Annotated in this window: 25 protein-coding genes and 1 tRNA gene; 13 read left to right on the forward strand and 13 right to left on the reverse strand. The window is 39.2% G+C overall.

Going from position 1 to position 26,568, the window contains the following annotated elements:
- Positions 1-210: 210 nt before the first annotated feature.
- From SKC38_RS02745 to SKC38_RS02770, 6 genes are all read right to left on the reverse strand, one after another.
- Entirely contained in the window at positions 211-1,365 is a 1,155-nt protein-coding gene (locus SKC38_RS02745) for a hypothetical protein (RefSeq protein ID WP_377974881.1), read from the reverse strand.
- Between the two features lie 2 nt (positions 1,366-1,367).
- A complete protein-coding gene (locus tag SKC38_RS02750; RefSeq protein ID WP_377974883.1) occupies positions 1,368-3,740 on the reverse strand; it encodes a TonB-dependent receptor in 2,373 nt (790 codons plus the stop codon).
- 63 nt (positions 3,741-3,803) lie between these two features.
- Positions 3,804-4,181 (reverse strand): hypothetical protein, encoded by a 378-nt coding sequence (locus SKC38_RS02755; protein WP_377974884.1) that lies wholly within the window; start codon positions 4,179-4,181, stop codon positions 3,804-3,806.
- A gap of 42 nt (positions 4,182-4,223) precedes the next feature.
- The gene (locus SKC38_RS02760; RefSeq protein ID WP_377974886.1) at positions 4,224-5,456 is read right to left on the reverse strand and encodes a hypothetical protein; all 1,233 of its coding nucleotides are present in this window, start codon (positions 5,454-5,456) and stop codon (positions 4,224-4,226) included.
- Between the two features lie 9 nt (positions 5,457-5,465).
- A complete protein-coding gene (locus SKC38_RS02765) occupies positions 5,466-6,065 on the reverse strand; it encodes a Crp/Fnr family transcriptional regulator (RefSeq protein ID WP_377974887.1) in 600 nt (199 codons plus the stop codon).
- A 55-nt stretch (positions 6,066-6,120) separates the two neighbouring features.
- Positions 6,121-6,255, reverse strand: a complete 135-nt coding sequence (locus SKC38_RS02770) for a hypothetical protein (protein WP_377974889.1) — start codon at positions 6,253-6,255, stop codon at positions 6,121-6,123.
- A 51-nt stretch (positions 6,256-6,306) separates the two neighbouring features.
- Here SKC38_RS02770 and SKC38_RS02775 point away from each other — a divergent pair, with 51 nt between their 5' ends.
- From SKC38_RS02775 to SKC38_RS02810, 8 genes are all read left to right on the forward strand, one after another.
- Positions 6,307-6,786 carry a c-type cytochrome gene (locus SKC38_RS02775; protein ID WP_377974890.1) on the forward strand — a complete coding sequence of 160 codons (480 nt, stop codon included), beginning with the start codon at positions 6,307-6,309 and terminating at the stop codon, positions 6,784-6,786.
- 19 nt (positions 6,787-6,805) lie between these two features.
- Positions 6,806-8,785: a Sec-dependent nitrous-oxide reductase gene (nosZ, locus tag SKC38_RS02780; RefSeq protein ID WP_377974892.1), complete on the forward strand. Its 1,980-nt coding sequence runs from the start codon at positions 6,806-6,808 to the stop codon at positions 8,783-8,785.
- A 62-nt stretch (positions 8,786-8,847) separates the two neighbouring features.
- Complete coding sequence (locus SKC38_RS02785) at positions 8,848-9,408, forward strand: fasciclin domain-containing protein (RefSeq protein WP_377974894.1); 561 nt, start codon at positions 8,848-8,850, stop codon at positions 9,406-9,408.
- A 17-nt stretch (positions 9,409-9,425) separates the two neighbouring features.
- Positions 9,426-10,424: a nitrous oxide reductase accessory protein NosL gene (locus SKC38_RS02790; RefSeq protein WP_377974896.1), complete on the forward strand. Its 999-nt coding sequence runs from the start codon at positions 9,426-9,428 to the stop codon at positions 10,422-10,424.
- Positions 10,421-11,668, forward strand: a complete 1,248-nt coding sequence (locus SKC38_RS02795) for a nitrous oxide reductase family maturation protein NosD (RefSeq protein WP_377974898.1) — start codon at positions 10,421-10,423, stop codon at positions 11,666-11,668. Before SKC38_RS02790 ends, SKC38_RS02795 begins: the two co-directional genes overlap by 4 nt.
- Positions 11,665-12,363 (forward strand): ABC transporter ATP-binding protein, encoded by a 699-nt coding sequence (locus tag SKC38_RS02800; protein ID WP_377974899.1) that lies wholly within the window; start codon positions 11,665-11,667, stop codon positions 12,361-12,363. Before SKC38_RS02795 ends, SKC38_RS02800 begins: the two co-directional genes overlap by 4 nt.
- Positions 12,364-12,369: 6 nt before the next feature.
- On the forward strand, positions 12,370-13,137 hold the full coding sequence (locus SKC38_RS02805; protein ID WP_377974901.1) for an ABC transporter permease subunit: 768 nt from the start codon (positions 12,370-12,372) through the stop codon (positions 13,135-13,137).
- A gap of 3 nt (positions 13,138-13,140) precedes the next feature.
- Positions 13,141-13,575 carry a CopD family protein gene (locus SKC38_RS02810; protein ID WP_377974903.1) on the forward strand — a complete coding sequence of 145 codons (435 nt, stop codon included), beginning with the start codon at positions 13,141-13,143 and terminating at the stop codon, positions 13,573-13,575.
- A 146-nt stretch (positions 13,576-13,721) separates the two neighbouring features.
- On the opposite strand, the gene SKC38_RS02815 is transcribed toward SKC38_RS02810, so the two are convergent.
- From SKC38_RS02815 to rpoN, 6 genes are all read right to left on the reverse strand, one after another.
- Positions 13,722-13,856 (reverse strand): hypothetical protein, encoded by a 135-nt coding sequence (locus SKC38_RS02815; RefSeq protein ID WP_377974905.1) that lies wholly within the window; start codon positions 13,854-13,856, stop codon positions 13,722-13,724.
- Between the two features lie 3 nt (positions 13,857-13,859).
- Positions 13,860-15,440, reverse strand: a complete 1,581-nt coding sequence (locus SKC38_RS02820) for a M48 family metallopeptidase (protein WP_377974907.1) — start codon at positions 15,438-15,440, stop codon at positions 13,860-13,862.
- A 311-nt stretch (positions 15,441-15,751) separates the two neighbouring features.
- Positions 15,752-16,141, reverse strand: coding sequence for a DUF4359 domain-containing protein (locus tag SKC38_RS02825; protein ID WP_377974909.1), 390 nt, complete (start codon positions 16,139-16,141; stop codon positions 15,752-15,754).
- 650 nt (positions 16,142-16,791) lie between these two features.
- Positions 16,792-16,865 (reverse strand) — tRNA-Arg (locus SKC38_RS02830).
- A gap of 121 nt (positions 16,866-16,986) precedes the next feature.
- The gene (locus SKC38_RS02835; protein ID WP_377974910.1) at positions 16,987-18,198 is read right to left on the reverse strand and encodes a PQQ-dependent sugar dehydrogenase; all 1,212 of its coding nucleotides are present in this window, start codon (positions 18,196-18,198) and stop codon (positions 16,987-16,989) included.
- Positions 18,199-18,257: 59 nt separating this feature from the next.
- Entirely contained in the window at positions 18,258-19,697 is a 1,440-nt protein-coding gene (rpoN, locus tag SKC38_RS02840) for an RNA polymerase factor sigma-54 (protein WP_377974912.1), read from the reverse strand.
- A 101-nt stretch (positions 19,698-19,798) separates the two neighbouring features.
- Between rpoN and asnS the strand changes: the two genes are divergently transcribed.
- Genes asnS through SKC38_RS02865 form a run of 5 tightly spaced genes read left to right on the forward strand, consistent with a single transcriptional unit; the run spans position 19,799 to position 24,937 of the window.
- Complete coding sequence (asnS, locus tag SKC38_RS02845) at positions 19,799-21,229, forward strand: asparagine--tRNA ligase (protein WP_377974914.1); 1,431 nt, start codon at positions 19,799-19,801, stop codon at positions 21,227-21,229.
- A complete protein-coding gene (locus SKC38_RS02850; RefSeq protein ID WP_377974915.1) occupies positions 21,229-21,603 on the forward strand; it encodes a diacylglycerol kinase family protein in 375 nt (124 codons plus the stop codon). The genes asnS and SKC38_RS02850 overlap by 1 nt, the downstream gene beginning before the upstream one ends.
- A 1-nt stretch (position 21,604) precedes the next feature.
- Positions 21,605-22,264: a DUF4290 domain-containing protein gene (locus SKC38_RS02855; RefSeq protein WP_377974917.1), complete on the forward strand. Its 660-nt coding sequence runs from the start codon at positions 21,605-21,607 to the stop codon at positions 22,262-22,264.
- Between the two features lie 5 nt (positions 22,265-22,269).
- Entirely contained in the window at positions 22,270-23,577 is a 1,308-nt protein-coding gene (murA, locus tag SKC38_RS02860) for a UDP-N-acetylglucosamine 1-carboxyvinyltransferase (RefSeq protein WP_377974919.1), read from the forward strand.
- Entirely contained in the window at positions 23,555-24,937 is a 1,383-nt protein-coding gene (locus SKC38_RS02865) for an MATE family efflux transporter (protein ID WP_377974921.1), read from the forward strand. Before murA ends, SKC38_RS02865 begins: the two co-directional genes overlap by 23 nt.
- A 182-nt stretch (positions 24,938-25,119) precedes the next feature.
- On the opposite strand, the gene lpdA is transcribed toward SKC38_RS02865, so the two are convergent.
- Entirely contained in the window at positions 25,120-26,526 is a 1,407-nt protein-coding gene (gene lpdA / locus SKC38_RS02870) for a dihydrolipoyl dehydrogenase (protein ID WP_377974923.1), read from the reverse strand.
- Positions 26,527-26,568 lie beyond the last annotated feature (42 nt).

Raw genomic sequence — 26,568 nt, forward strand, 5'->3', positions numbered from 1 at the left:
TGGGATTACAACCTTTTTCGACCACATAGTTCATTAAATAATTTAAGTCCGCAAGAATTTATTATATTACATGAAAATAACCCCGAAACTCCAGTTTAGGTTGTACATACCACGGGGAGCAGGTCAATTGCCGCATTAGCTGTAGCAATAAGTGTCTAACTTTTTGGGGGCAGGCTAAATGCTGGAGCTATTTATTTACATTCATTCCGATTATTTGACTTCTTTCACTTCAATTAACCGTTCCTCTCCTTTCCAAGATTCATAGGCAACTAACCATTTTTTTCCATTCCAGTGAATAACGGGATAAGAACAATCTGCTATTGAATTAGATATCCATTGGTGGCGTAGTTTCCCTTGCCGATCTTTTACAAACATGCCTATTTGCTTAAAATATCGCTCACCTTCTTTTTTGATTTGAGCATATACCATGGCGACTTCTCCATGAGCGTTGGAGGCAAGTTGCGCTTGTCGATATTTATCTCCTTTCAAATGTAAAATCAATTCTTTTTTATCTTGATAAGTCCATTTAATTCCAGAACCACTACTTGCCCCCGTATACCAAGTCGCTTCCAAACCATGCGGTCCTTTGACTAAGCTTGGGCCTGCATGTGGACAAGCATTGACTTGCCAATGATCAGCCATCCATGTTACCGGTGAAGTAAATGTCTTTCCAAAATCATTCGAATGGATATAAGCCATATCCCTTTCTCCTTGATCATTCAAATCTCGATAAATCAGATCTATGTTACCCTGATTATCTGCCAATGCATCAATTCGACAACATTCACAGGTTTGTTTATCCAAAACCCGCATTTCACCAAACCCCTGACCCAGGGAAGTCTCTGCATATACCAATGTTCTTCCTTGGGGTCCCAATTTCACGTCCAGCCAAAGTGCCCCCACTTCTCCATTAGCTAAAGGAAATATTTTACCAAAAGAATGACTCAAACCTGCCGTAGTATCTCGGTGTATTGTTAGAGCTTTGCTCCATTGACCTTGCTTCTCCATAGCATAATACAAGTCTCCACTAAACCGTGATTTCTCACTAGGCTTATTTAGTTCAAACATTAAAATGCAAGTACCATCCGCTTTATACGATATCTTAGGCATTCCTTCCGCATGAGTAGAAGCCTCTGGATGTATAGGAATAAGTTCATTGCTAGACCAAGACTGACGTGTTTTATCCCAAATTTTTCGAAAAAACATAACCGTATCTCCTTTCTTCTCTACCCAAGAAAGTACTGGGCTTCCGTCTTGCTTACGTGTAAATGACGGATCTTGAGCAACATGCTTCGGATTGGAGATTTGTTGACCTACACTCAAATAGGTCAACAAAACAAAGGGTAAAAGGAAAGTATATTTCATGATTATTTCGATTTAAACAATTGAAAAACATCCACTTGCAATCCAACATTAATGGTTCTAGGCGCAGCAGGCGTGAAGGTACTTTTGTCAGTAGCATTATTTCCTCTACTGGCGGAATTAGCGTATAATTCATTACTCAGATTCATCACATTCATGAAAACTTGGTAGGCTTTCCACTGATAACCTAGTCGTAAATTCAATACAGAGACTCCCGGAAGTCCTCCAAATCCCAGTTCGGCATAGGAAACCGTATTCACTTGATTTTGATACCAAGAGCTAATTCTTTGCCATTCTAAAGCTACTCGAGCTCCTTTAATCCATTTGGGCTTGTAGGTAATCTCCACATTCGCGATAAAATGAGGAGCCTGCGGCATTTCTTTATTGTTGACATTTTTTAAAGCATCAGTCGCTTTTTGACTTAATACAAAATCTATGAACTTATGTCGGGCATTGGTAGCACCCAATCGAAAACTCCATTGATTGTCTGGGCGATAAGAAATGGCATATTCAATGCCTTCATGCAAGGTTTTACCAGCACTTTGGTAGTCAGTCGAATTATCTGGCTGACGAATACCTAATAATTCGTTTTGGCCATTCATTCGATAAATAGAATAGTCTAGAAATACTTTGGATTGAAACAAGGAAGCCCATCCACCCACTTCGTAATTATCAAAAACGGCTGGATTAATACTTAAATAAAACTTTTCTCCTGTAGCAATTGCTTGAGCAGCAGGACGCGCTCTAAATACAGCGGACAAAGCTGGCGGAGAAAATCCTTTGGAATAATTGGCATAAAACCCGATTTGCTGACTAGCTTCAAAAGTCATTCCTATCTTTGGAGAAAATTGAGCATAGGATTTATTTCCAGTACTTTGATCGATATAATTAGAATAATCAAATGACATATCGTCAAATCGTCCCCCTAAAGAAATGCGTAATTGTTCAATAGGATGCAAATCCCATTGAGCATAAATAGCCTTATTCCAAATTACAGCTTGGTAATTGGCTAAATAGGAATCAGGTAGTATGGTGGCTATTTCATATTTCTCAACCGATTTTTTATCTGGACGAAGTGTCGCATTCAAATTAATTCGATAAGCCCAATACGTGTTAGGAGAGCGATCCAACAAAAAGCCGGTAATCAATTTAGCATTAAGCCAAGTGAATTGCCTGCTATGTTGCCCCATGATACCCAAACTAGTAAAATCATTTGAATTGATTTGTCCGGAAGCCGTTGTTGATGGGGCAGTCCAAGCAATACTATAGGCTGGATTTTGTCCCAAAGAATTTTCCCGATAAAAGGCCGTCAAACTTGAAAATGAATGATTGGCCCCTTTAAACTCTAAGGTGATTCTAGAACGAGAAGAAAAAGAACTTCTGTAGGTAAAATCAGCTGGGCTTTTATAGGTTCTTGAATAAAACCCGATACTATCAATATTACCTCCTGTTTGCGAAAAGTAATCATTATAGGCAAATGAATACCATAATTTTGTGTTCGGGGATATTTGATAATCCAAACGGACATTGATGGATGATTTATCAAAATCAGAATTGGAAGCCCAAGCATTTTTTTGTTGGGCTATATAGCCACCCGTCATCAAGGCCCATTTTTTACTCAATTGGCCACCTGCCGTAAATTGGCTCCTAGCATATCCCCACTCATCCGTTTGAAAACCAATGGATGCTGTAGGAGTCCCAGGTGCCATTTTACTTATTAAATTAATTGCACCTCCCACTGCCTCGGGTCCATATAATGAGGAGGCTGGTCCTTTAATGACTTCCACTGAATTTAAACCTTGAATATTGGTTTCAATAAGCGCATTATGATTAAAAACGCCCAATGGACGCAATGGTAGACCATCTTCCATGTACAAAAAATAAGGAGAGGTTCCAAATGGCTGACGAATACCCATGGCATGTTGTTCATTGTTGTAGTTCAACATGACCACTCCTGGTACTTTATTTATGATTTCTGTCAACTGGATGGCTTTGGTATCCTGCAATATAGCGGCACTAATCTTATGAATGGCCACAGGAGTCTCTGTTCGAACAGCGGCTTGTCGGGAGGCTGTAACAACCACGGTAGTTAAATCCGAAGAGGATTCTTCCAGTTGAATGATGGAATTGAAATCTGCCCCTTTTAATTTTAAGACATGAAAGCCCAAGGAGGAGATTACATATTCATCTGTAGATTGAATCGTTTTAAGTAAAAACTCGCCTCTTTCATTACTTAATGCAATGATTTTATTAGAATGAATTAAGGATGCGCCGATGATGGGTTCTTGAGTATGGGCATTTAGAATTTTACAGGTACGTAATTGCGCATTACTTGCCAATGCCAGCAAGCAAAAGAACGCTAAAAATAAAGCTTTCATTTTAAACTAATTTACATGAGAAAATAAGCTTGATGAGTTTATACAAGCCTTAGAATCAAGAAATTAGCTCCAACGAGGAGGGTGAAAAGGTAAAAGAATAGAAGACTGGGTTTCCAATTCAGCCGGCGGATAATGATCTTCTGCAAATTCAAAAAAAGATAATTGGAAAGCCAGGTTTGGAAGTTGCTCACAAGCTAATTGAATTTCCGGCATTTTTTCCAATCGTTCTGAATTCGATTTTTGCTCCTTGTCTTCTGCGGCTTTCAATTTTTTAGCCAAATAACATTGACCGTTACAATTCAACTTGGGCTTATCCCGATTTTCGCACAGATTTTTAGCGATATAATTCCGATTCACTTGATAATATGCCACCGATGCCCATTGACTCATGAGAGGCAATTGAATGGCAATCAATAAAAGGATGGCAATAATTCGTTTCATGGTGGTTCGCAAAATTATACGACTAAGTTTATGTACACAGAGTTAATTATTAATAAAATAATGTTTCATTCTTTGACTCAAAAATATTCCAAGTGCCCCCAAGAACATCATTATAGCTATCCCAAACAAGATTTCATTACTAAACGGAATTTGAACTAAATTCAAAAAGCTCATTCCTTGCAACATGAGGATAAATTCATTGAAAAATATACCTCCAATAAATAATCCTAAAGCAAGTTTTAACATCCCATTAAAATGAATGTATTCTTTCCAAAGAGCAAAACCTAATAAAAACAAGCTTACCACACCCAATAAAACTAAATGTAAATAGGCAATAACTACGGGCCTAAAGCCAAAAGCATATTCACTCAGACTTGGAATAATGGATAGCAATTGTAGACTAAATTTTAAGCTTGCTGCCAAGGCTACTAAAATCCATAAAAAGCTAACCATAGCTGGGATGCCTTGTTTTATTTGAGATCGCACCTTTGTCACTTGGTATAACCAATAAAACCAAGCCAAAAACTGAATCACGGCAGCTAAAACTAATATAACATAGACGAATAAAGGCAATTTAGCCCACATGATGGATAGTAAATATGCGGGTGCCAAACTACCCAGAAATAGCCAAAAAATACGTTTTGAATGGGTAATTTGAATACCGATTTGATCCAACAAATAAGTAAAAAGCCCTAAGCAAGAAAAGATAAAATAACCATTATATTGAAAGTGTAAATAATAGTAAACAGATGCTAAATACTTCTCAGGATGATTGATTTTATTGGACATCAAATAGGCCAAAAAGATGGTTCCCAAAGAAGACAAAACATTAAAAATGATGCTAGCTTTGATGTAATAATCTCCCAGGGAACTTGCAGAATTGCGACGCATATACAACCAAACCCGAAAGCAGAATAGAAAATTAATAGCTGTACTCAGTGTAGAAAAAAAGATAGAAATAGGACCATAGCCTTGATAAACAAAGGCGAAAAGCATCATAAATGCTGTGATGGTATTCCAAGCAAGTAAAGAGGTAAATTCAAAAGGTGATTTCCCTTGATTTCTATCTTTCAAATTATACGCCAATAGGGTCATAATCATTTGACCTACCCAAGCAGAAAAAGCAAAATGAGAGTGACCGTGCAACAAATGTTTTTGATGAATTTGTGGAAATGAAAAGGCAATTTTATATCGAAGTATTACCCCTAACATGGCCACTACCACTAAATTAAATAAAGCTATTTGTAACCAAAAATTGGCTCCTTTACCTTTCATATCATCTACTTATTCAAACAAAAAGACTTTTCTATTTTCAATTTTCAACTTGCCCTCCACATGTAAATTTCGGATTACACGAATAACCGTTTCTACTCTCAAACCTGTTAAATCTGCAATCTGCTGACGCGTCAAATGAACCAGATGATCATCTAATGAAACATATTGTTGGGTATCTTTCAGATAATTCAAAACAGCTACCACTAATTTTTCAGGTTCATTACTGGTCATTTCTTTCAATAAAAAGAACTTGAAACGAAGGTATTGAGCCAATCGCTTAGACAATTCAAAATGTATTTCAGGATTTTCTTTTAACAACTCATGAAAGCTAAACTTCGGTAATCGTATGACAATGGATTTCACTAAAGATATGGCAGATGAAACATAGCTTCCATCATCAAATAAGGGCATTTCACCTAAACTTTCTCCAGGATTAATTAATAGTTGTAAGTATTCCTTTCCATCATCCGTAATATTGACCCATTTCAATTGACCTTCCACTAATTGGTAGTAAAATAGACATTCTGTTCCTTCCGAAAAAAGAATCTCATTTTTTTCTAAAGTACGGTATGTTCCTCCCCAAGTAACCAATAATTTTTCGTCAATCATGATGGAAAATTTTAACGAAACAAGTGCTTTCTGCCGAGTTGAAACATGAGCGAAATCATGTCAATTTGTGATTAAAATCACATTTGGCCAAACAGGCTGAAAACCAACACAATACATTGATTTTCAACACTTTACCTGAAGTATTATAAATACGTACAAACTCAAACGCATGCTTTATGATTGCACGCATAAAGTTCAAAATATCTGAGCTCTAACATTGTCACAACAAAAAAATCATACAATGAAAACATTAACAATGATGCTTGCCTTGAGCCTTTGGCTAACGTCTTGCGGAAGTAATGATGGATCCAATGCTTCCGCGGATTCAAGTGCCCAAGCTGCCTCCTCTGAAAGTACAGGAGGAAACCCAGATTATGATCCTAAACGTGGTACTGGAAAATTTACCGACGTAGTGATTAGCCCAACCCTCGACAAAGCCTTAGCCGAAAAAGGAAAAGCGGCATCCGATGTCAAATGTGGTAGCTGTCACAAATTAACTGATGAAAAATTAGTTGGTCCAGGTTGGAAAGGGGTGACTAGTCGACATACTCCAGCGTGGATTTTGAATTTCATGACTAATACGGATGAAATGATCAACAAAGATCCTGCTGCTCAAGCCCAGCTTGAATTATGCTTAGTAAGAATGCCAAATCAAAACTTAAGTGATGATGAAGCTAAATCATTATATGAGTACATGCGTCAAAACGACGGCGTAAAATAAATTTCAAATAAATAAGCACATGAAGACTAATTTAACCAAAATCCTAGCGCTTTTTATGATAACAGGAGTGGCATTCCAATCTTGTAAACCTAAAAACGCAGGAAATGCTTCTTCCTCTGGTTCGGCGGAAAAAGCCTATGTCGCCCCAGGAAAATATGATGAATTTTACAATCTAGTTTCTGGCGGTTTCTCCGGACAAATGAGTGTCTATGGACTACCTAGTGGTCGTTTATTCCGCGTTATACCCGTATTTTCTGTTGATCCAGAAAAAGGTTATGGCTACAGTGAAGAGACAAAACCCATGTTAAACACTTCCCATGGGTTTGTCCCTTGGGATGACCTTCACCATACAGAACTTTCTCAAACAAATGGAGAAGTAGATGGTCGATGGGTTTTCGGAAATGCCAATAATACACCCCGTGTGGCCCGTATTGATTTAGCTAGCTTTAAAACTGCAGAAATTATAGAGCTGCCGAATAGTGCCGGTAATCACTCCTCTCCTTTCATCACAGAAAATACGGAATATGTGGTTGCAGGTACTCGTTTCTCCGTTCCACCTGATAATGCCAATGGCGATATTCCTATTAATACCTACAAAGAAAAATTCAAAGGATATATCAGTTTCATCTCAGTGAAAAAAGAAAGTGGAGAAATGGATTTGGCCTTCCAAATTGAATGCCCAGGAGTAAACTTCGACTTAAGTCATGCGGGAAAAGGCAAGTCCAATGGATGGTTTTTCTTCTCCTGTTATAACACCGAACAAGCCAATACACTTTTAGAAGTGAATGCTTCTCAGCGCGATAAAGACTTCATTATGGCAGTCAATTGGAAGAAAGCAGAGGAATACATCAAAGCGGGAAAAGCAAAAAGAGTAGCGGCTAAATATGCACATAATAAATACAGTGAGAAGACCCACACTGCTACTTCTGAAATGAAAAAAGAGGTCTTGGTGTTGGATGCCAAAGCATTAAAAGATATCTGCTATTTCATTCCATGCCCAAAATCTCCACACGGATGTGACGTTGACCCAACTGGCGAATACATTGTGGGTTCTGGTAAATTAGCTGCATTAATTCCAGTATTTAGCTTTGACAAAATGATTAAGGCTATTGAAGGAAAACAGTTTGATGGAAGCTTTGAAGGAATACCAGTAATCAAATACGAAGCTGCTTTATATGGTGAAGTGAAAAAACCAGGTCTTGGACCATTGCATACTGAATTTGATGGAAAAGGAAATGCTTATACTACCTTCTTCGTATCAAGTGAAGTGGTTAAATGGAACATCAAAGACTTGAAAGTGCTTGATCGTGCGCCAACTTACTATTCTGTAGGTCACTTATGTATCCCAGGTGGAGACAGCAAGAAACCTAATGCTAAATACCTAATTGCTTATAATAAAATTACAAAAGATCGCTACTTGCCTACAGGTCCAGAGTTGACTCAAAGTGCGCAATTGTATGATATCAGCGGTGATAAGATGGAGATGATCCTCGACTTCCCTACCATTGGTGAACCACACTATGCGCAAGCTATTTCGGCAGATTTAGTCAAAGATCGGTCCATTAAGTTTTACAAGATCAATGAGAATGAGAACAAGTACGTAACCAAAGGCGAAGGCCAGGCGAAAGTTGTTAGAGAAGGAAATGTGGTCCATGTATACATGACTTCCATTCGTTCTCACTTTGCTCCAGACAACATTGAAGGTATCAAAATGGGTGATGTGGTGTATTTCCATGTGACAAACTTAGAGCAAGATTGGGATGTGCCTCATGGTTTTGCCATCAAAGGAGCTACCAATGCTGAATTACTCATCATGCCAGGTGAAACTCAAACCATGAAATGGGAACCCGATCGAGTAGGTATTTTCCCTATGTACTGTACGGACTTCTGTAGCGCATTACACCAAGAAATGTCTGGCTACATTCGAGTATCTCCCAAGGGAAGTAGTGTACCACTAAGCTTTAGTTTAGGTAAGACTAAACCCATAGCAAAAAACTAATTTAATCGGGAGAGTATGGCATCCCATACTCTCCTTTTTCTTCCATGTTAATTTGAACCATTATGAAAGTTTTATCCATAACTATGTTGGCTGCCATGTTCATATTCACCGCAGCATGTTCTAGCTCGGAGGCAGATACTTCTTCCAGTTCAACGGAAACCACTGCGAATGCTGGTGGCCAAGAAAATGTCAAAGATGATGATTCTCAACAAGATGTCGTGAAAGTGGCAGTGGGTTCCAAGGATCATAGCACCTTAGTGGCTGCTTTAAAACAAGCGGAATTAGTTACTTCCCTATCTAATGCTGGACCTTTTACCGTCTTTGCCCCAACTAATGCCGCTTTTGACAAATTAGACAAAGCTACTTTAGCTGCCCTTATGACCGATGAGAAAAAAGCCGATTTACAGAATATTCTTCAATATCATGTGACGGTTTCGGCTCTAAAAGCTGATTATTTACAAGATGGTCAAGTTTTAGGCATGGTGAATAGCGACAATGTAACCATCAGTATCAAAAATGGTAAAATCATGTTAAATAATTCTGCCACCATCATTGCCTCTGTTCCTGCATCCAATGGCATCATTCATGTAATTGATGGTGTTTTATTACCTCCAAGTAAATAGTTTAAATTGCCTAACATATGAATACTCATCAAATGGGAAAACCTGCACGCATGTTGCTTTTCATCTCCTCCTTATTATTACTCTTTGTGGTTTATTTACCGATATGGAAAATTGAATTAGATGCTCCTCAATATCCTGAAGGATTGAGCCTTCAAATTCATGCCAATGATATTCGAGGAAACGTGGATATCATCAATGGTTTAAACCACTACATTGGAATGAAAACCATGCACAAAGAGGACTTTATAGAATTTACTGTATTACCTTATATCATTGTGGGTTTTGCCATTTTGTTTTTCATTGGAGCCTGGGTTAATCGTAAAAAAATACTCTTTTTTCTCTTTTTTGCCTTTGTCTTATTTGGAATTGTTGCCATGGTGGACTTCTGGAAATGGGAATACAATTATGGCCATGATTTAGACCCTAATGCTGCTATTCAAGTGCCTGGTATGGCTTATCAACCTCCTTTAATTGGTTTCAAACAATTATTAAACTTTGGAGCATACTCAATGCCTGATGTAGGAGGTTGGATATTTATCGCTATTGGTTTGATGTTACTGACTGGGGTCATTTTGGAATTGCGTTTTTCCAAAAGCCCCAGATCAGTTTTATTCTTCTTACCTGTATTATTCCTTTTTCAAGCTTGTACCATCGAAGTAAGACCCATTCAGGTCGGTCGAGATAATTGCCATTTTTGTAAAATGGGGATAAGCGATATCCGATTTGCGGCTGCCATTTTAACCCAACAAGGAAAGACTCTCCCTTTTGATGATGTAAAATGCTTACTAGCTTATTTACATATCAATAAGGCGACTCAAGTCAAAGATATTTATGTCAGCAACTTTTCTGGGAAACATGAATTAGTCCTGGCTACTCAAGCCTCTTTCATTTCAAGTCCCACTTTAGGAAGTCCTATGGCTGGAAATTTAGCTGCATTTATTGATAAAAATGAATTAGTCAAAAACAACCAAGCTTTGGCTGGAGAAGAAAAAACTTGGGAAAGTCTTCGCCAATGATTACTCGTAAAACTTACCTCATCTTATTCCTTTTCATTACCATATTTCTTCCTTCTACCCAAGCAAGTACTTGGATGGTAGGAAAGAATGAGGGGTTTATGACTTTAGCAGAAGCCATCCGGCATGCACGACCTGGTGATAGCATCCTAGTTAAACAAGGTGTTTACCATGAACATAACCTCATCATCGACAAACCCCTACGCATCATTGGTCAAGGATTACCTATTTTGGATGGGGAGGGTAAATATGAAGTTTTATCTATCAAAGCATCACATGTCACCATCCAAGGTTTTCATATCCGTAATTCGGGTATATCCAGTTTAAAAGATTTGGCTGGAATCAAAATCTACGATTCTCAGTATGTACAAATTATTCAAAACCTAATCACAAATTCATTCTTTGGGATATATGTCCAATATGGAAAACATTGTGCCATCAAAAACAACCGAATCATTGCCTATGGGATTGAGGAGCAACAAAGTGGTAATGGTATTCACTGCTGGAACAGCAGCAATTTACACATTCAAAACAATGTAATTACTGGCCACCGCGATGGGATTTATTTTGAATTTGTGACACATTCGGTCATTAAAAATAATCGTTCATTCCGTAATCTACGATACGGTTTACACTTTATGTTTTCGAATAATGACACCTATATCTCCAATATTTTCACCAACAATGGGGCTGGGGTAGCCGTCATGTTTTCTAATCATGTCAACATGTTTTACAATACATTTCATCAAAATTGGGGGGATGCGTCTTATGGAATCCTGCTCAAAGAGATTTCAGATGGTATCATTCGGGGAAATCATTTTGAAAAAAACACGACGGGCATTTACCTAGAGGGGGTTAGTCGGGTTAACATGAGTAAAAACACTTTTTCGAGCAATGGTTGGGGACTTAAAATTCAAGCTAGTTGTCAAGATATGACCATACACCACAATAATTTTTTGAACAACACCTTTGATGTGAGTACCAATGGTACACTTGTCCTAAACAATTTCGATGGTAATTATTGGGATAAATACGATGGCTATGATTTAAATCGAGATCACATTGGAGATATCCCTTTTAGGCCCGTCAGTTTGTTTTCCATTATTTTAGAAAAAAATCCAACCACACTCATCATGTTCCGAAGTTTCATTTCTGCCTTGATGGACAAGACAGAGAAATTAATTCCAAGCCTAACTCCTGAACAATTAAAAGATCAATTTCCACTCATTAAACCGATCAAATTATGATCATCACGGAACACATTAACAAGCGTTTTGGAAATCAACAGGTACTTAAAGATGTGCATATAATATGCCGTCCAGGCGCGTGTATTGCCTTGATTGGTCCAAATGGAAGCGGAAAAACGACATTAATTAAAAGCATTTTACAAATGGTACTGCCTGACACTGGTAAAGTCATTTTTCAAGGGGAAAATATCACTGGTCAATGGGCATATCGAGCTAAAATTGGCTTTATGCCTCAAATGACACGCTATCCAGAAAATATGACTATTGGCGAAGTTATGTCCATGATGATTGATATTAGGAAAGATCAAAAGGATTTGGACGAAGAATTGATCGAACAATACCACTTAAAAGAAATTTACCATAAAAGAATGGGGACCTTATCTGGTGGAATGCGGCAAAAAGTAGGCGCTTGCTTGGCTTTTTTATTTCAACCAGACATTTTGATTTTAGATGAACCTACGGCAGGATTGGATCCACTTTCTTCTGAAATATTGAAACAAAAAATTCTAAAAGAGAAAGCAAGAGGTAAATCCACCATCATTTCATCACACGTGTTGAGCGAACTAGATGAAATGATTACCGAAGTTATCTACATGCAAGATGGTCAGGTCTTATTTCAAAAAACCTTAAAAGCTTTACAGCAAGAGACCCAAGAAGTGAAATTATCCAAAATGATTGCCAAGATCATTGCTTAGAAGCCCATGAACAAGATATATAAACACGTCATTGCTGACATCATCCGAAATCGGATCGTCCTATTTTATACCCTCATTTTATTGCTAGCCTCATTGAGCGTATTTAGTTTAGAGGATACTTCTTCCAAAGGATTGTTGAGTATGTTGAACATCATCCTTATGATAGTCCCATTGGTCTGTTTGATTTTCTCTACGATTTACATGTACAATAGCAGTGAATTTATTGAATTGCTACTCAGTCAACCCTTAAGAAGAAATACCATTTGGTGGAGTCTTTTTATTGGCTTAATCTCAGCACTAGGTTTGGCTTTTTTTGTTGGTACTGGTATTGTCATCCTCTTTTTTGAACCGAGTTTCCTTGGCTTAATGCTCGTGATTTGTGGACTACTTTTGACTTTTATATTTACAGCCATTGCCTTATTGGCCGCAGTTTTAACCAAGGATAAAGCTAAAGGAATTGGCCTTTCCATTATTCTTTGGTTGTTTTATGCCATTATTTTTGATGGTATTGTTTTATTCATGCTATTCCAATGGGCCGACTACCCCATTGAAAAATTCATGATCCTAATCAGCATGCTTAACCCCATTGACTTGGCACGAATTCTCATTCTCATGCAGATGGACGTATCCGCACTGATGGGATATACAGGAGCCATTTTCAAAGATTTTTTCGGCACCACAGGTGGAATTGCCCTTTCATTGGGCACCTTAGTGCTTTGGGTAATTATTCCATTTATCTGCTCCCTACGCTATTTTAAAAAGAAAGATTTATAAGAAATGCTATATCATACTTTACTTTTATTACATATCATTGGAGCTTGCATCTGGGTGGGAGGACATCTCATATTGAGTTTGCAAATAGTTCCTAAGGCTTCCGCAAACAAGGATATTAATCTCATACTTAATTTTGAAAAACATTTTGAACCCATTGGCATACCAAGTTTAGTCATACAAATTATCACAGGAGTTTGGATGGCTATATTTCAATATGGTATTCAATTTAATTGGGATAATGCCATTCAAAGAAATATTATCCTCAAATTAAGTTTATTAGTCCTTAGCCTTTTATTGGCACTTCATGCCCGCATTTTCATCATACCTAAACTAAGTTTAGTCAATCTCCCCATGATGGTTTTACACATCCGATTCATCACCCTAGTTGCCCTCCTTATGGTGTTTTTCGGCTTACAATTTAGGTTTGGAGGACTTTAATAAAAAAGATCATTTATTTCTTGATGTCATGGACCATCATTGGTCTTGGACTTGCCTTTGTGCCAAATTCAAAACCCCAATACCTCCATCTCGACAAAACACAAAAGGTTTATACAAATGAATTACTGTCTGTTAATTAGGGACACTTACAATAAGGTTTGAAAATTAACATAATCATCTAATTCTTCCTTTATAATTTCCAAGCTATCTCGATTAGATATAAGCTTGAATGCCCATTCAAAAGGTATAAAGTCAAGTAATGTTTCTAATGGCTTATCCATATTCTATTTTCCGACATTATCTCCAATCTGACTAACCTTAAATATCATTTTCCTAGCCCATTCTATCTCATCATTAATTAGAGAATTTTTATCATCCTTTTTTAGTAACTCATTTAAGCCAAGTAAATATAAATCAAATGATTTTTTTGCTTCAATATTTCGCCCAATTCGAGAAAGTGTTATACCTTCCTCTTTATTTAAGATTATGTCTTTTGTTACATTTAGAGACTTAGCCTTGGTAAGAAGACCCAACACCTCATCCATTTTTTCCTTCGAATTATAAAGTCTTCTAAGTATACTTGCTTTTACTATATAGTCAGTTTCGGTTGCTATATTACTTTTGATATTTTTATCAACTAGTCCTAATGCTTTCAAATGGTGAGAGTAATAAAGCTCTATTTCAGCATTATATGAATTAATAAAAGATACTTTCGATAAATACTCCTGCTTAGTAAATTTGGCTTCATCTATTTGATTCGATTCAGCATCGATCCTTTCATCGATATTAGGATGGCTTCCTGAACCAGAAAGTGCCATATAATTTCCGGTAATAATGTTGTGATATTTAATTCTCTTTAGTGCAACATCAAGAGCAAACTTGTTATAATTTAAAACATTTAAAATTTGACGAGCTGCTTGGTCAGCTTCTAGTTCTTGTTCTCTTGAATATTTTAGCCCTAATTTTTTCAAAACTTCATTAGAAATGACAGCTGAGGCAACAGCTACGCTATATGTTAGTAATCCCGTAGGGTGATTCTTGTTATTAGAGCTCATATAAATATCTGCCGTTGTAGCTACCGCTGTAGCAAACACAGCCCAAAACTCAGCTTTCTTTTTCCTATCAGCTTCCATATTATAATTTGAAACAGCGTGATCCAGAACAAAGTGAGCAATCTCGTGGGTTAAAATAGCAATCAATTCATCTTCACTTTCAATTGTTGAGAGCAAACCGGTTGTTACAAGGATCGTGCCATTAGCTAAACAAAAAGCGTTTGGCTCTGTATTCTTTAAAATTTTGATTGATATATTTCCAGGTCGACCGTCAGACAAAACACCGGGGTGTATTTTTGTTACAAGTGAATAAAGGTAATCCTCAAAATAGTCATCTTTGAAGATTCTATCACTTTGAATAAGCTTATCGAGGTACTCATTTGATTCGATAAACATATCGTTCCTTAAATCGTATTGAAATCCAGCTTTTGAATTTATATTAAATAGAAATCCCTTTGATATCTCTTTATCTATCAATATTGAATTCCAAGCTTGTTCTGAGGAGGTCCATTTTGTATAAACAAATTTGTTGAAATATTTAATTGGTAATGATTTTTGACCGTCAGCATATTTAGTGAAATTCAAATAGACTATAGGCTTTGAGTCATCTGTTGATTTATAGAAAATCATTTCTTTAATTTTCATTTTTTCGCCAACCTTAATTGAATCACCCAGTTTTTCAGTTGCTTCAACTTCAATAGGCTCTTTAAACTTAATTGTTGAAGGAAGTTGGACATTAAGACCCGATTGAGCGATTAATACTCCAGAAGTAAAGAATAAAATGGTAGAAAGAAAAATACGAAAATGATGCATATTGATTTTTGAGTTTTTAACTCTAGTGTTAGAGTTATTTGATTAATGACTACTTATTTAAAAATAGACATAAAATGGATTTGCAATAAAAATGATTTTCTGAAAGCAAAATTCGCTATTGTGTTAAATTATGATTTTTGATTAATTCAATTTCATTTAATGTCTTTTGACCCTTAACATCTATGTTCAATTTGATGATATTCTGTGAAATTTCGAATGTTTCTAATAACGCCTTAGACAAATGAGTGGAAATAAATTAAACCAGGAATATGAAAATTCTTTTAATAATTTAATATTTATTCTTTTTATAATTAATTTGAGTGGAATAACCCCTTCCCATCTTTTAGAGCTTGGTCAAGCTCATCAGAAATAAAAACATTTCCAAATAAGCCGATTCCTATTAATTTGGATTTACCTTCCCAAGTAATTTTTGTAGTTGAAAATAAAACATAATTATCAGTTGAAACCATACTTTCAATCATTCTATCCAACATCGCTCCCCCAAGCATTAATCCTAATGCGGAACCAATTTGCTGAGCTCCTGAATCTGAATTTTTCAAACTCTCATTCATTGCTTTCTGCATAATGACATTAAGTTTATTTTTTACTACCTCTTTATGTCTCTCTTGACTAGGATTAGTTAAAACTCCAACCAGCAAAAAAAGTCCCAAAAAGACCAAAAATATTTGATTATTTTTCATTTTAGTTATTGATTTATAAATGAATTAATTTAAAGGTAGTATTTGTGTGATAATGCAAGGATTATCTCAAGAATTATTTATCAAACGGTCGACATACCCCCCCCCAAAAAAAAACGTCTTTTCGCAGAGTCATCTCACCACTTTTAACCCTTTTCATATTTAGTCAATACTTCGCCTCTAAGGCATCTTTTATCCCCTGAATACCATTTGCCTCCTTTGGAACAAACAACCTTCCACAAGTCAACATTTGCCTTCTGTGGGAAGAATTACATCCCCAGCGTATAGGTGTTGATGCTAGGTTATATATCATTAATCATCCCCGACTAGCAAGAAAAGAAATCCGTTTTATTCAATGGGGTGGGTAGGCATTTGTCTTTTCGAAATCTGAATTCGGACGGTAGCTTGTTGATAGTGAATCTTAGAGCAATCTATGTCTAAAGATGACCGAGGGGGCGGAGCGACCGAGGGGTGTTAAGACTCTTCAGTTATTGCAGATTAAATCATTTGCTTTAGATTTGCAATGAGCAAAAGGCTCGACTAGTTTATATGTGTTTCATCAAGTTTTGGTCTCAGTTCTGGTTACAGAAATCTGAATACAAACAAAAAGCCCTTCTAAATTGCTTTAAAAGGGCATATTGTATAAAGTATCGTGGTCGCGTAGGGATTCGAACCCCAAACCTTCTCATCCGTAGTGAGATGCTCTATCCAGTTGAGCTACGCAACCATTACCCTTTCGGGACTGCAAAGGTAGAAATAGTTTTTAAAAATCGAAACATTCATTCGAAAAAAAATATCGATGCAGAATCTTCAAAAAAGCTAAGTGCATCGTTCACAAGCACTTGCTTCTATTTTTTAAATTGAATCCGATAGATACTTCCTCCTAAATCATCACTAACATACAGCGAACCATCCGGTCCTTCCGCCAATCCACAAGGTCGGTGTTGAATAGGTCCCGTCGGTTTTGCCAAATCCGTTCCAGCAAAATTATCCGCAAATATCTCCCATTTCCCACTCGGCTTGCCGTTTTTAAAGGGAACAAAGGCAACCAAATACCCTTTCTTCAATTCCGAAGATTGGCCATGAAAGGCAATAAATGCTCCATGTTTGTAACGCACGGGAAATTGATTCCCTTGGTAAAATAAGATATCATTGGGACCCATGTGCGCTGGAAAAGCGACCACAGGGTTCAATGCTTTTTCACCACCTGTTTTCTTACCATCGCCACCATATTCGGGAGCAACGATTTTCTTGTTTTGCTTTTGGTCGTAATAGATATAGGGCCAACCGGCATCATCGCCTGCTTTTTTGAATTCGTACATCGCCTCGGCAGGTAATTCTTGTGATTGCTGTGGTGTGTAGTATTGCGGATAAAAATCGTGGAATTGTCCCCGACCGTGCGCCATGGCAAATAGCGATTGCGTTTGTGGATTCCAAGTAATCCCCACAGCATTTTTTAAGCCTGTAGCATATCGAACACCATCCTTAAAACCTTGATTTAATTTATTCGCATCAAATTGCCATACCCCACCCGCTGAATCTAATACCGCACATGGATTCATACCTTGACCTGTGCCAGGGACCCGACAAGGATCATTCCAGGACCCAATTGTCACATAAATATGTTTTTTTCCTGCATCAAAAACAAAAGGCTTGGCATTATCCCGACCATGATCAGGTAATCCATCTACAATGGTTTCAAAGGTATTTAAGTCGGCAATTTCTCCTTTTGCATTCAAGGCATAGCGAAAAACACCCTTGTTTGATGATGCATAAAAATATTCGCCATCAATCATGATACCCGTTCCTGGATATTTCCCAAAAAGGGTTTCTTCCTCAAAAACCCCATCTTGATCGGTATCTTTCAATTGGACGATTCCATTTCCATCTTTTAACTTGGATAATTTAGCATACACATGGCCTTGTTTGGAAACGGTAATGTGACGTACGGAACCTTGATTTTTAGCGATTTCAGCAACGTAAAAACCTGTAGGAACTTTAATTTCTTGAGCTAATAGCATGGATGGGACCAACAAGCCCAAGAGCAATATACTTTTCATGAATAAATAAGGTTTAGAAATCACAAGGTAGTATAAATTCACAAAATACCTATGTGGCCTTATTCCATTTTCCTACGAAGTCGGGCAACTGGAATCCCTAATTGCTCACGGTATTTGGCAACTGTTCTTCTTTTAACTACAAATCCCTTTTCAGCTAACAAGCCTTCTAATTCCTCATCCGAATATGCGTGTCCTGCGGGCTCCTGCTCAATCAATTCGCGTAAAATATTCTTTACCTCTCGGGTAGAAAAATCCTCCCCAGACTCATGCGTAATCCCCTCCGAAAAGAAATACTTCAAGGGATACATCCCAAAATCCGTTTGAACGGATTTAGCCGAAACCACCCGAGAAACCGTCGAAATGTCCATTTCGATGACTTCCGCGATTTCCTTCATGCGCATGGGCTTCAACTTGGATTCATCGCCCGTCAAGAAAAAATCATATTGCTGGCCGACGATACTTTCCATCGTCTTCAACAAGGTTCCCTGCCGCTGTTGGATCGCTTGAATGAACCAGGAGGCAGAATCCAACTTATGTTTAATGAAGGTCACCGCTTCCTTAACCTCCTTTTGTTGCTTATCACCTTTGGAATAAGTTTGTAACATTTCTTGAAATGACTTACTCACGCGCAATTCTGGCGCATTCTTGCCATTTAATTTAATGTCCAATTTACCGTCCGACTGGCTTACAATAAAATCAGGTTGTAAAAACGGGGCCACCTCCCCTGCTTCACTTCCACCGGGCTTCGGGTTTAAATGCGTAATGATGTTGATGGCTTGCTTAAGTAAAGCCTCATCGACACCTAATTTCTGTTGTAATTGACTGTAATGCTTTTTCGAAAACTCATCAAAATACTGATCAATCAAGCGTATCGCTACCTGCAACGCATGCTCATCGGCGAAATGCTTGCGGTGCAATTGAATCGACAAACATTCCTGCAAATCCCGCGCTCCGATTCCCGCAGGATCCAATTGCTGAACTAGTAAAAGTACTCGTTCTACTTCTTGGTAATCAGTCTCAAAGCCAACCGTAAAAGCTAAGTCATTGACAATGCTCTCAATATTCCGACGTAAATAACCGTCGTCTTCCAATGAACCAATCAATTGTTCGGCAATGATGCGCTCCCGTTCGTTTGTAATAACAAAACCAATTTGCATCAATAAGAATTCCTCGGCACTTGGAACGGTGGGCATCGGACGCTCACGCATCTCCTCGTTGGGATCATAGGAATCCCCCGCCATTTTATAGCCCGCATAATCATCTTGTAGATAATCATCAATAGCCATTTCATCATTTGCGAGGTCATCTACCGTCTCTCGATCTTCCATTTCCTCCAATCGCTCCTCGGAAATCCCCTCCTCCAAAGCCGGATTTTCCTCCAATTCCGCCTCGATCCGCGCAGCCAATTCGGCCGTGGGGATTTGCAATAACTTAATCAGCTGGATTTGCTGCGGAGAAAGTCGTTGCTGTTGCGACAAATTAATGGATAAACCTTGCATAAGGGCGTAAATTTAAATGCAAAAATAATTGAAAAAATTCGGTTTTTTTGTGGTATTTTTGAGGCTTATTGCGCCCATTACAGGGCTACTGAGAATCATTTATGCAAATTAAAGAAATCCTTTCCTTATCCCCATCTAACCAAAGCCTTGTCATCAAAGGTTGGGTTCGTACCAAACGCGTTTCAGCCAATGTCGCTTTCATTGCCTTAAACGATGGATCTACGATTCACAACATTCAAGGTGTCGTTTCGGATGGAGCCGTTTCAGAAGAAACATTGAAATTAGTAACGACTGGGGCATGTATTGCCATGACTGGAACGCTGATTCCTTCACAAGGACAAGGACAATCGGTCGAGTTACAAGTAAATTCCATTGAAGTTTACGGGATTGCTGATCCAGAAAAATACCCATTACAGCCGAAAAAACACTCCTTGGAGTTCTTGCGTGAAATCGCGCATTTACGCCCTCGGACGAATACGTTCTCGGCCATTTTACGTGTACGCCACGCGTTGGCTTATGCGGTTCACACGTATTTCAACCAAAACCAATTCTTCTATTTGCATACGCCTATCATCACAGGATCGGATGCAGAAGGTGCGGGTGAAATGTTCCGTGTAACAACGTTACCGGCTACGAACCCTCCATTGACTGAAGATGGTAAGGTAGATTTCAAGGAAGATTTCTTTGGTAAGGAGACGAATTTAACGGTTTCAGGCCAACTAGAAGGTGAATTAGGCGCGATGGCTTTATCGAAGGTGTATACCTTTGGACCTACTTTCCGTGCGGAGAATTCAAACACAACTCGGCACTTGGCAGAGTTTTGGATGATTGAACCCGAAGTTGCCTTTAATGAATTAGAGGACAACATGAATTTGGCGGAAGACTTCACCAAATTCTGTATCAAATACGCTTTAGACCATTGTGCGGATGATATCGCATTCTTAGAAAAGCGTTTATTGGACGAAGAAAAAACAAAGAAAAAAGAGGAGCAGTCGGAACTAAGCCTAACTGAAAAGTTACGTTTTGTCACCGAAAACCACTTTGAGCGCATTACCTACACGGAAGCGATCAACATCTTATTGCAATCGAAAACCCACAAGCAAGGCAAATTCCAATATCCTGTGGAATGGGGCATCGATTTACAATCGGAACACGAGCGCTGGTTGGTTGAAAAACACTTCAAAAAACCGGTTATCCTAACGAATTACCCGAAAGACATCAAGGCATTCTACATGAAGTTGGACGAAGACGGCAAAACCGTTCGTGCGATGGACGTATTATTTCCTGGCATCGGAGAAATCATTGGAGGATCGCAACGTGAAGACGATTACGAGAAATTATTGCAACGCACAAAAGAAGTAGGTATCGAAGAAGAATCGATCTGGTGGTACTTAGAAACGCGTAAATTCGGATCTGCACCCCATGCAGGCTTTGGATTAGGCTTTGAGCGTTTGGTTTTATTCGTAACAGGAATGAGCAACATCCGTGATGTGATTCCTTTCCCAAGAACACCTAAAACGGCAGAATTTTAATGTTTTTCAAACAGCTAAATCAAAGTATTGGGCATGCGCTTGATGGGATTGTTAATCTGATCAAACAAGAAAGAAATGCCAAAATACATTTAGTTACGACAGCCTTGGTGATTTATGTGGGCTTCAACATGGAATTTACTGCCCAAGAATGGATTTGGATCAGCCTAGCTGTGGCCTGTGTTTGGGTAGCTGAATTAATCAATACATCGATTGAAAGGCTCACAAATTTGGTTTCTCCAGAACACCATCCTTTGGCCAAACAAGTGAAAGATTATGCAGCAGGAGCTGTTTTAGTAATGTCTTTATGGGCGATCGTGGTATTTTGCCTGATTGCATTTCCGCATCTAGTGATGTGGTTAACATTTTCAAATTAATATGAAAGAATACGGATCGAGTGTACAAAAATTGGTCAATTACATTATGACCATCGCCGACCGCGAGCAGCGTACCAAATATGCCTTTATCATGGTGGATTTGATGAAACAGATTCATCCCAACATGAAGGACAACAGTCAAGATTATTCCAAAAAGCTTTGGGATGACTTGTTTATCATGTCGAATTTCGAGTTGGATGTGCAAGGCCCATTTCCTCCCCCATCACCGGAGTCGGTAGGTAAAGCACCTCGTAAAGTTGCATATAACCAACATCATTTGAAATTCAAGCATTATGGTCGTAATGTAGAATTGTTAATTCTACGCGCCATAGCCGAAGAGAAATTAGAGGATAAAAAGATTTTGGTGGCCTACATCGCTCGTTTGATGAAAGGCTTCTATGTGACCTGGAACAAAGACACGGTTGATGATTCAGTCATTTGGCAGAACATCAAAGATATGTCGGAGAATCTTCTAGGCAGCATCGTCGACGAATTATCGCAAGAGACTTTAGGTCATGCAAAAGTGGCAAATAATGCGCGAAACGCATACAATGCGCCAGAATACCCGAATAATAACAACAACCGGAACAACAACTTCCGGAAGAACAACTTCAGAAATAACAACAACAATCGTAATAACAATTACCGTAAAAATAAGTAAGATTTATGGCATCATTTAAGGTTACCGGTGGCCGCCGGATGAAAGGAGAAATTACTCCTCAAGGAGCAAAGAACGAAGCATTGCAAATTTTGTGTGCAGTGGTATTAACAGCAGAGCCTGTTACGATTCACAACATACCGAATATCCGCGATGTCAACCAATTGATTGATTTATTGGGGGACATGGGCGTGAGCATGCGTCGTTTATCGGAAACCAGCATTGAGTTTGATGCATCTCAAGTGAACATTGATTACTTGGAATCTGAAACCTACAAGAAAAAAGCTGCTGCACTTCGTGGTTCGGTGATGTTATTAGGGCCAACTTTGGCGCGATTCAAAAAAGGACGTATTCCTTCACCCGGAGGTGATAAAATTGGCCGCCGACGTTTAGATACGCACTTTTTCGGATTCATGAAATTAGGTGCGAAATTCAATTATAGCGCGGAAGATGGTGGAATCTATGAAGTAGATGCCTCGCAATTGCAAGGTGCTTATATGTTGTTAGACGAAGCATCGGTAACCGGTACAGCAAATATCTTGATGGCTGCCGTACTTGCAAAAGGAACGACAACCATTTACAATGCAGCTTGCGAACCATATTTGCAACAATTATCGAAGATGTTGAACCGCATGGGAGCAAAAATCTCAGGTATCGGTTCTAATTTATTAGTTATCGAAGGCGTTGATGAGCTTCATGGTACAGAACACACGATGTTGCCCGACATGATCGAAATCGGTTCATTCATCGGTATGGCCGTGATGACACAATCAGAAATTACGATTAAAAACTGCCAAATTCCTCAATTAGGGATCATTCCTGATGTATTTAAAAAATTAGGTATCCAAATGGAATTCCGTGGCGATGATATTTTCATCCCATCGCAAGAACATTACGAATTAGAAAACTTCATCGATGGATCGATGTTGACCATCTCGGATCATCCATGGCCAGGTTTCACGCCCGACTTGTTATCCATTATTTTAGTGACAGCTATCCAAGCAAAAGGAACGGTATTGATTCACCAAAAAATGTTTGAATCACGTTTGTTCTTCGTGGATCGTTTGATCGAGATGGGCGCACAAATCATTCTTTGTGATCCACACCGTGCTACAGTGGTTGGTTTCGATCGCAAGCAAACCTTGAAAGGCATTCGCATGTCTTCACCAGATATTCGTGCGGGGGTTTCCTTATTGATCGCGGCAATGTCGGCGAATGGCACATCCATCATCGACAACATTGAGCAAATTGATCGCGGATACCAAAACATCGATACGCGTTTAAATGCGATCGGTGCAGAAATCGTACGTATTTAAGATGTCTTTATTTGCTAAGATTAAACAGACCGTCCAATTGGCCTTACCTATTGTGGTGGGCGAATTGGGCGTTATGCTTATGGGCCTTGCCGATACGATTCAGGTAGGCCAAATGTCGACCGGTGCCGCTGAAAGTTTAGGTGCATCCGGCATGGCGCATTCCATCTTTTTCACCATTGCGATTGTAGGCATTATCTGTATTCAAATCGTTTCCCCGATGATCTCCAAGGCTGTAGCCGAAGGCGATCAAACGGAATGTGGAAATTTACTGCGGGCCAATTTACGCGTAGCGACCTTGTTAGGTATCGCGACCATTCTCATTACAGGAATCGTGGGATTGAATTACGATTTATTTGGGCAGACGGAAGCTAATAAAACCTTGACCCTACCCTTTTTGAGTTTGATTTCGGTTTCTGTATTACCTATATTCTGGTTTATTGCCTTGAAGAGTTTTATGGATGGGCTCCAACGGACCACGGTGGGAATGACAATTACAATCATCGCTTTATCCATGAACGTGTTTGGTAATCATTTATTGATCAATGGTGTTTGGGGATTTCCGGCATTGGGCTTATTAGGTTCCGGAATTTCGACCTTAGTTTCTCGCTTATTTATGGCAGCCACATTAGCCATTTACGTATTTACGCGGGATGAATTCAAACCTTATTTACGTAAGGGACATGTGCATGTGGTGAAAAACGTCTTAGAGAAAAACATCTTACGCATTGGAATTCCTTCGGGTATGCAGGGTTTCTTTGAGATTGCGACCTTTGGAATGGCCGTTGTCATGATGGGCTGGATTTCTGTGACGGCGCAAGCTGCACACATCGTAGCGATCAACATGGCATCGATCACCTACATGATGGCGACGGGCATAGCCGTAGCAGGCGGAATTAATGTGGGCACGGCAATCGGCGAACGAGATCGTTCTGAAATCAAACGTTCCGGACATGCCGCCTTGATTTTATCGGTGATATTCATGGGTGTCTGTGCCTTGGTCTTTTTCTTTGGTAGGGAATATCTAGTACGTGGTTATACGCAAGAATTACCGGTCATCGCGATCGCTGTCACCTTGGTGGTTTGGGGAGCGATATTCCAACTCTTCGACGGGATTCAGGCGGTATCCTTAGGCCTCTTACGCGGCTTACAAGATGTCAAAATCCCAACGGCCATCACGGTATTCTCGTATTGGGGAATGGGCATTCCGATTTCCTATTATGTTGGCATTTACCTGGGTGTAGGAGCTGTCGGCATTTGGATGGGCTTGACGGCTAGTTTGGTTTGTTCATCGATCTTACTTTCGTGGAGATTCTATGCGCGGGCGAAGTCGATAGATTTGGAATCCTTAAAGGTGGAGTAGAGACGCGATACTTCGCGTCTAAATCCCCAGGTTAAAACCTGGGGTTATAACCCCAGACTTCAGTCTGGGGAATCGGCACGAAACTTCGCGTCTCTACAAAACAAAAAAAATAGTGCCAGCATCAGCCAGCACTATCTATATTCAAAAAAACTCTTATCTTTTAATTCTTAACTCTTACCTCCCTAAGCATGTATCGCCCGCTTCGCCGTCGCAGCCAAGCAAGCTTCTTTCATCGCCTCCGTGTAAGTTGGATGTGCATGTGACATACGCGCCACATCTTCCGCTGATGCGCGGTATTCCATCGCCACAACCGCTTCCGCGATCATATCCGCTGCACGCGCGCCGATGATGTGAACACCTAAAATCTCATCCGTATTCGCATCCGCCAATACCTTCGCCAAACCATCCACATCGCCCGATGCAATCGCACGACCTAATGCCTTGAACGGGAATGAACCTTCTTTGTAAGCGATACCTGCCGCTTTTAATTCCTGCTCCGTCTTCCCTACTGAAGCCACTTCTGGCCACGTATAAACAACACCTGGAATCAAATTGTAATTGATATGTGGTTTTTGACCCGCAATAACTTCCGCTACGAATGTTCCTTCTTCCTCTGCTTTATGTGCCAACATCGCCCCGCGGACAACATCACCAATCGCATAAATACCCGGAATCGATGTTTGAAGCGTATGCTCATCGACCGCGATCCGACCACGCTCATCAGCAGTTAAACCTGCCGCAGCTAAGTTCAAGCCATCTGTATAAGGGCGGCGACCAATGCATACCAAGCAATAATCTCCTTTAATCTCTACATCTTTACCTGATGCATCTTGAGCCTTTACGGTCACTTCCTTGCCTTTCACAGCTGCCGAAGTCACCTTATGAGACAAGTAAAAATCAGCGCCTAATTTGGCAATTGACTTCTGCAATTCCTTGCCCATCGTCTTATCCATCGTTGGAATCATGCTATCCGCAAATTCCACAAATGAAACTTTCGATCCCAAACGTGCATAAACAGAACCTAATTCTGCACCAATTACTCCAGCACCAATCACGATCAAATGCTTGGGAATTTCCTTCATTTTCAAGGCTTCCGTCGACGTAATGATACGATCCTTATCCACCGGAATGAACGGAAGAGCCGTTGGCTTAGAACCCGTTGCAATAATAATGTTCTTTCCTGAAATCACTTCCGAAGAACCATCTTCTTTGGTCACTTTAACGGTTTTGGCAGAATCAAATGATCCCAAACCATGAAAGGTCGTGATCTTATTTTTCTTCATCAAATACGCAATTCCCGCGTTCAAATTCGACACCACACCCGCTTTGCGCTTAATCATTTGGTCCAAATTTACTTTCGGCTTCGGAATTTCAATGCCATGCTCTTGGAAACTATGCACCGCATTGTGATAATGCTCGGATGAGTCCAACAACGCTTTGGAAGGAATACATCCTACATTCAAACATGTTCCACCCATCACGGAATATTTTTCCACGATAGCTACTTTGAAACCCAATTGGGCCGAACGAATTGCCGAAACATATCCTCCAGGACCCGAACCAATTACGATAACATCAAATTCTTGCATAAGGCGATTGAAAACGAATAGGCCCCGCAAGGCCTATTCTGG

The organism is Aquirufa echingensis, from assembly GCF_042714525.1.
Taxonomy (GTDB): domain Bacteria; phylum Bacteroidota; class Bacteroidia; order Cytophagales; family Spirosomataceae; genus Aquirufa; species Aquirufa echingensis.

Coding starts and splice junctions, on each gene's coding strand:
- SKC38_RS02745 (WP_377974881.1), bottom strand. CDS start 1,365: ATGAAATATACTTTCCTTTTACCCTTTGTTTTGTTGACCTATTTGAGT.
- SKC38_RS02750 (WP_377974883.1), bottom strand. CDS start 3,740: ATGAAAGCTTTATTTTTAGCGTTCTTTTGCTTGCTGGCATTGGCAAGT.
- SKC38_RS02755 (WP_377974884.1), bottom strand. CDS start 4,181: ATGAAACGAATTATTGCCATCCTTTTATTGATTGCCATTCAATTGCCT.
- SKC38_RS02760 (WP_377974886.1), bottom strand. CDS start 5,456: ATGAAAGGTAAAGGAGCCAATTTTTGGTTACAAATAGCTTTATTTAAT.
- SKC38_RS02765 (WP_377974887.1), bottom strand. CDS start 6,065: ATGATTGACGAAAAATTATTGGTTACTTGGGGAGGAACATACCGTACT.
- SKC38_RS02770 (WP_377974889.1), bottom strand. CDS start 6,255: ATGCGTGCAATCATAAAGCATGCGTTTGAGTTTGTACGTATTTATAAT.
- SKC38_RS02775 (WP_377974890.1), top strand. CDS start 6,307: ATGAAAACATTAACAATGATGCTTGCCTTGAGCCTTTGGCTAACGTCT.
- nosZ (WP_377974892.1), top strand. CDS start 6,806: ATGAAGACTAATTTAACCAAAATCCTAGCGCTTTTTATGATAACAGGA.
- SKC38_RS02785 (WP_377974894.1), top strand. CDS start 8,848: ATGAAAGTTTTATCCATAACTATGTTGGCTGCCATGTTCATATTCACC.
- SKC38_RS02790 (WP_377974896.1), top strand. CDS start 9,426: ATGAATACTCATCAAATGGGAAAACCTGCACGCATGTTGCTTTTCATC.
- SKC38_RS02795 (WP_377974898.1), top strand. CDS start 10,421: ATGATTACTCGTAAAACTTACCTCATCTTATTCCTTTTCATTACCATA.
- SKC38_RS02800 (WP_377974899.1), top strand. CDS start 11,665: ATGATCATCACGGAACACATTAACAAGCGTTTTGGAAATCAACAGGTA.
- SKC38_RS02805 (WP_377974901.1), top strand. CDS start 12,370: ATGAACAAGATATATAAACACGTCATTGCTGACATCATCCGAAATCGG.
- SKC38_RS02810 (WP_377974903.1), top strand. CDS start 13,141: ATGCTATATCATACTTTACTTTTATTACATATCATTGGAGCTTGCATC.
- SKC38_RS02815 (WP_377974905.1), bottom strand. CDS start 13,856: ATGGATAAGCCATTAGAAACATTACTTGACTTTATACCTTTTGAATGG.
- SKC38_RS02820 (WP_377974907.1), bottom strand. CDS start 15,440: ATGCATCATTTTCGTATTTTTCTTTCTACCATTTTATTCTTTACTTCT.
- SKC38_RS02825 (WP_377974909.1), bottom strand. CDS start 16,141: ATGAAAAATAATCAAATATTTTTGGTCTTTTTGGGACTTTTTTTGCTG.
- SKC38_RS02835 (WP_377974910.1), bottom strand. CDS start 18,198: ATGAAAAGTATATTGCTCTTGGGCTTGTTGGTCCCATCCATGCTATTA.
- rpoN (WP_377974912.1), bottom strand. CDS start 19,697: ATGCAAGGTTTATCCATTAATTTGTCGCAACAGCAACGACTTTCTCCG.
- asnS (WP_377974914.1), top strand. CDS start 19,799: ATGCAAATTAAAGAAATCCTTTCCTTATCCCCATCTAACCAAAGCCTT.
- SKC38_RS02850 (WP_377974915.1), top strand. CDS start 21,229: ATGTTTTTCAAACAGCTAAATCAAAGTATTGGGCATGCGCTTGATGGG.
- SKC38_RS02855 (WP_377974917.1), top strand. CDS start 21,605: ATGAAAGAATACGGATCGAGTGTACAAAAATTGGTCAATTACATTATG.
- murA (WP_377974919.1), top strand. CDS start 22,270: ATGGCATCATTTAAGGTTACCGGTGGCCGCCGGATGAAAGGAGAAATT.
- lpdA (WP_377974923.1), bottom strand. CDS start 26,526: ATGCAAGAATTTGATGTTATCGTAATTGGTTCGGGTCCTGGAGGATAT.